Here is a 4115-nt window from a genome sequence, read left to right as displayed (position 1 = left end):
GCGAACATCAAGAAGACCGAGTGCAAGGAGTCCGACGACCCGGCGGGCACCGTCGTCAGCCAGTCGCCCGACGCGGGCATGGCCGTCGACACGTCCGCCATCGTCGAGCTGTGCGTGTCCGACGGTCCGGCCAAGGTGCCGAACGTCGTCGGGCGCACGCAGGCGGCGGCCGAGAAGGCGATCCGCGACGCCGGGTTCATCCCTGTCGTCAACAATGCGGCCGCCGACGACGACACCCAGCCCAAGGGCCGGATCACGCGCCAGGACCCGGTCGCCGGTGAGCCGTTGCGCCAGGGCGACCGGGTCGTCCTGTACGTGTCGATCTACGTGAAGCCGCCCGAGCCGGTGGACACCGACGGCGACGGACTCTCCGATGCGGACGAGGCGACGCGGGGCACCAACCCGACGATCGCCGACACCGACCTGGACGGCGTCAGCGACGGCGCAGAGGTCACCGCCGGCACCGACCCGCTCAACCCGCTCGACCCGCCACCCGGCGGCTAGCGCAGCGGTCGGGCGTACTGCAGGTCGAGGACGGCGTCGTACGCCGGCGCCGTGACCAGGTCGGGCTCCTCGAGTGTCCAGCCGATCTGGATCTCGGGGTTGTCGGAGTCCGAGCGGTAGCGACTGACCAGCTCGTCGTTCTCCACCGAGGCGAGCAGGGCGGTCTGGTCCCCGACCGCTTCGATGACGTACGGCTGCGGGTACGGCACACCGGCGAGCTGGACGACGGGTCCCGTGCACTTGATGCCGGTGGTGCTGATGACGCGCTGGCCGGCGATCGTGACCGCCCGCGCGCCACCGCTCCACAGGGCGTTGACCACGGCCTGGATGTCCTGCTGGTGCACGACGAAGCGGTTGAGGTTCAGCCGCTTCTCGGGGGGGAGGTCGCGGTTGCGCTCGGCGGCCTCCTCGAGGAGGTCCTCGGGGCCGTCGGCGAGCGTGATCCGCAGGCCCTCGCCGCGCCGGGTGGTGAACCCGGCGGGGTCGTTGAGCTCCTCGACCTTCGCACGGGCGCTGTCGACGCCCTCGTCGCTGACGTCGGCGCCGAGCCGGTCGACCTCGGCCGACAGCGTGTTGAACTGGTCCTCGACGTCCTGGTAGTCGGCCGCTTCACCCTCGACGAGACCGGCGAGATCGTTGTAGCGACCGGGCCGCAGGTCGGTGCCGTCGCTGTTGGTGGCCGACACCGCGAGCAGGCTGCCGCACAGCACGGCAACGGCGGGCGTACCGATGCGCCAGGCCAACGAGCGGCCTGAGCGATGGCCCGTCGGACCTCCGGTGTGCGTACCCGTCATACTGACAGTGTCTACTACCCAAGTCCCAGAACGATCGAGGAGCCCTCCGTGGCCAAGTTGCCCCGCCTGTTGAAGAGCAAGGAACGCGACGTGCTCGCGCCGGACCGCGGTCCGCTGTTCACACTGCGGTTCGCGCTCGCCCTGCTGCTCATCGTCGGCGGCATCGCCTGGATCCTCTTCTACTACTTCGGCGTCCGTCCGACCGACGGCTTCGGCAGCATCAACGCCGACGGCAAGCCGAACCAGCCGACCGGGCCGTCGTTCCTCCAGGACCTCGAGGGCAAGAACTACCTGATCGGGTTCATCGCGCTGTTCCTCGGCCTGGCCATCTCGGCCCACCCGAAGACGCCGCTGGGCCGTGGCCGCGGTGTCGTGGTCGGCATGCTCGGCTGCTTCATCATCGGCCTGATCTGGATCTGCATCTTCTACATCTTCCTCACGGGCAACGACCCGAAGGACCTGGCGATCTTCAACGACCTCGGTCAGAAGAACCTGTTCGTCGGCATCGCCTTCATGGCGGTCGGCTTCACCTTCGCCACGCGTTGGGAGTGACGTCGTTGGTCGAGAAGGTTGCGTAGCAACCGTCTCGAGACCCGAACGCCGGTGGACCTCAGGGTCCGCCGGCGTTTGTCGTTCCACAGGCTTGTCCCCAGCTGTGGAGAACTACACCGGTGTTATTCATCCACAATGGTGGATAACCCTGTGGATGAAGGTGCCGCCCACGGCCGGATCAGGACAGGGTGAGCGTGCGGACCAGGGTCGCCGCGATCAGGGCGACACCCACGGCACTCAGGCCGATCACCTGGAGCTGGGTACGACGACCCTTCGGCGCGTAGGCGATGACCGCCGCGATCAGCGCGCCGCCGGCCAGGCCGCCGAAGTGGCCCTGCCACGACACGTTGGACAACGTGAACGTCAGGGCGACGTTGATGCCGATCCACATCAGCAGGCCCTGGAGCTGGCCGCCGACCTTGAGGCCGACGATGACCAGCGCGCCCATCATCCCGAAGATCGCGCCGGAGGCACCGACAGTGCTGCCGGCCTCGGCGGAGAGCCAGTAGACCGCGACCGAGCCGGAGAGGCCCGAGAGGAGGTAGATGGCGAGGAAACGGGTCCGGCCGAAGACCTGCTCCAGTTGGGGGCCGAGCACCCACAGCGCCAGCATGTTGAAGCCGAGGTGCCACGGCTCGACGTGGGTGAACATGCTGGTGAGCAACTGCCAGTACGCGCCGTCGTGGACACCAAGCACCCACTGCGCGGTGGCACCGCTGGTGCACGTCGCCGAGTCGGTGATGAACGGGTAGTACGACCCGTCGCTCTCGCGACACGAGCCCGTGGGCTGCAGCGCGAAGTGTTGGTACAGCCAGCTGCCGTACCGGCCGGTGGCCATGATCGCGATCCAGATCACGGCGTTGATGCCGATCAGGACCTGCGACGTCAGCGCCGGGTTCGTGGAGCGCGCGCCGCCGTACGCCGCTGTTGCCTGGCGGACTGACTTGCGGCCCTCGGCCACGCAGTCAGGGCACTGGAAACCGACGGCCGCGTCATTCATGCAGTCCGGACAGATGGACTTGTCGCAGCGCTGGCAGCGGATCCAGGACTCGCGGTCGGGGTGCCGGTAACAGGTCGGCACCCCGACCGGAGGGTTGGTCATTTTTCTCGGTGGTCGAGCCTGTCGTGACCCGAGGTCAGCCGACGATTTCGACGGACTCGATGACGATCGGCTCGACGGGCTTGTCGTTGCGACCGGTCGGCACGGCGGCGATGGCGTCGACGACGTCGCGGCCAGCCTGGTCGGCGACCTCACCGAAGATGGTGTGCTTGAAGTTCAGCCACGTGGTCGCGCCGACGGTGATGAAGAACTGCGAACCGTTGGTGCCGGGGCCGGCGTTCGCCATCGCGAGCAGGTACGGCTTGTCGAAGACGAGCTCGGGGTGCGGCTCGTCCTTGAACGTGTAGCCGGGGCCACCGGTGCCGGTGCCGAGGGGGCACCCGCCCTGGATCATGAAGCCCGGAATGATGCGGTGGAAGCCGAGGCCGTCGTAGAACGGGCCCGTCTTGCCGTTGCCGGCGTCGTACGCCTTCTCGCCCGTGGCGAGGCCGGTGAAGTTCGCAACCGTCTCCGGCGCGTGGTTCGGGAACAGGGTGACGTTGATGTCGCCCTTGTTCGTCTTCAGGATGGCCTGGTCTGCCATGAAATCCTCGTCTCGGTGATGGGTACGTCTTCGTGCGCGGTCGATCCTACGGGCACCGTGCTTGCGCGATGGGACATGCTGGGTCCTACCCGTACAACCACCACCGCAAGGAGTACTCGGGATGAAGAAGTTGAAGACGCTCGTGCTGGTTGCCGCACTCGGTGCGGTCGTGGCCGCCGTGGCCAAGAAGCTGCAGGGTGGCAGCGCCGAAGCTTCCCAGTGGCAGTCGGCAGGGCCGACCGCCTGACCGATCCCGGTGATGGCCGTCAGGCGGCCGGTCGCGTCTCCACCTGGAGAACAGAGGCCACCTGTCGGGCCATCACCTCCTGCGCAGTACCCACCGGCAAGTTCGAAGCCGGCTGCACCAACTGGGCACGCAACCCATCGGCCAGAGCCAGCAGGGTCACCAGCTGGTGATCGGACGGCCGCCGACCCATGGCCCGATCCATCTCGTCCGCGAGCAACTGGCGCTCGTCGTCCCGCGTCGCGGCAAGGATCTCGCCCGGTACCGGATCCCCGAGGAGGTCCCGTCCCCGGGCGACTTCATGCCAGGCCGTCCAGACCGCGACTCCCATGCGCTCGTGCTCTGTCTGCGGGAGGCGGATCTCTGGAACCTCCGGGG

7 protein-coding genes are annotated in these 4115 nt (G+C 68.0%); 3 read left to right on the top strand and 4 right to left on the bottom strand.

The window, feature by feature from the left end:
* On the top strand, nucleotides 1–504 hold a 504-nt coding region (locus tag ACOADB_RS02465; protein WP_378596326.1), incomplete at its 5' end, for a PASTA domain-containing protein.
* On the opposite strand, the gene ACOADB_RS02460 is transcribed toward ACOADB_RS02465, so the two are convergent.
* Nucleotides 501–1247 carry a DUF881 domain-containing protein gene (locus ACOADB_RS02460; protein ID WP_378596325.1) on the bottom strand — a complete coding sequence of 249 codons (747 nt, stop codon included), beginning with the start codon at nucleotides 1245–1247 and terminating at the stop codon, nucleotides 501–503. The two genes, ACOADB_RS02465 and ACOADB_RS02460, sit on opposite strands and share 4 nt — an antisense overlap.
* A gap of 99 nt (nucleotides 1248–1346) precedes the next feature.
* On the opposite strand from ACOADB_RS02460, the gene ACOADB_RS02455 reads away from it, so the two are divergent.
* Nucleotides 1347–1850, top strand: a complete 504-nt coding sequence (locus ACOADB_RS02455) for a cell division protein CrgA (RefSeq protein WP_378596324.1) — start codon at nucleotides 1347–1349, stop codon at nucleotides 1848–1850.
* 178 nt (nucleotides 1851–2028) lie between these two features.
* On the opposite strand, the gene ACOADB_RS02450 is transcribed toward ACOADB_RS02455, so the two are convergent.
* Together ACOADB_RS02450 and ACOADB_RS02445 are read right to left on the bottom strand one after the other, a co-directional pair.
* Nucleotides 2029–2952, bottom strand: a complete 924-nt coding sequence (locus ACOADB_RS02450; protein WP_378596323.1) for a rhomboid family intramembrane serine protease — start codon at nucleotides 2950–2952, stop codon at nucleotides 2029–2031.
* Nucleotides 2953–2986: 34 nt separating this feature from the next.
* Nucleotides 2987–3493 (bottom strand): peptidylprolyl isomerase, encoded by a 507-nt coding sequence (locus ACOADB_RS02445; RefSeq protein ID WP_378596322.1) that lies wholly within the window; start codon nucleotides 3491–3493, stop codon nucleotides 2987–2989.
* A 121-nt stretch (nucleotides 3494–3614) separates the two neighbouring features.
* Here ACOADB_RS02445 and ACOADB_RS02440 point away from each other — a divergent pair, with 121 nt between their 5' ends.
* The gene (locus tag ACOADB_RS02440) at nucleotides 3615–3740 is read left to right on the top strand and encodes a DLW-39 family protein (protein WP_378596321.1); all 126 of its coding nucleotides are present in this window, start codon (nucleotides 3615–3617) and stop codon (nucleotides 3738–3740) included.
* 19 nt (nucleotides 3741–3759) lie between these two features.
* On the opposite strand, the gene ACOADB_RS02435 is transcribed toward ACOADB_RS02440, so the two are convergent.
* Nucleotides 3760–4115: hypothetical protein (locus ACOADB_RS02435; protein ID WP_378596320.1), on the bottom strand; the 356-nt coding region annotated here is incomplete at its 5' end.

Origin of the sequence: Nocardioides sp. CPCC 206348 (assembly GCF_048654705.1) — a bacterium.
In the GTDB taxonomy this organism is placed as follows: Bacteria; Actinomycetota; Actinomycetes; order Propionibacteriales; family Nocardioidaceae; genus Nocardioides.
This window is presented reverse-complemented; position numbering and strand designations above follow the sequence as displayed.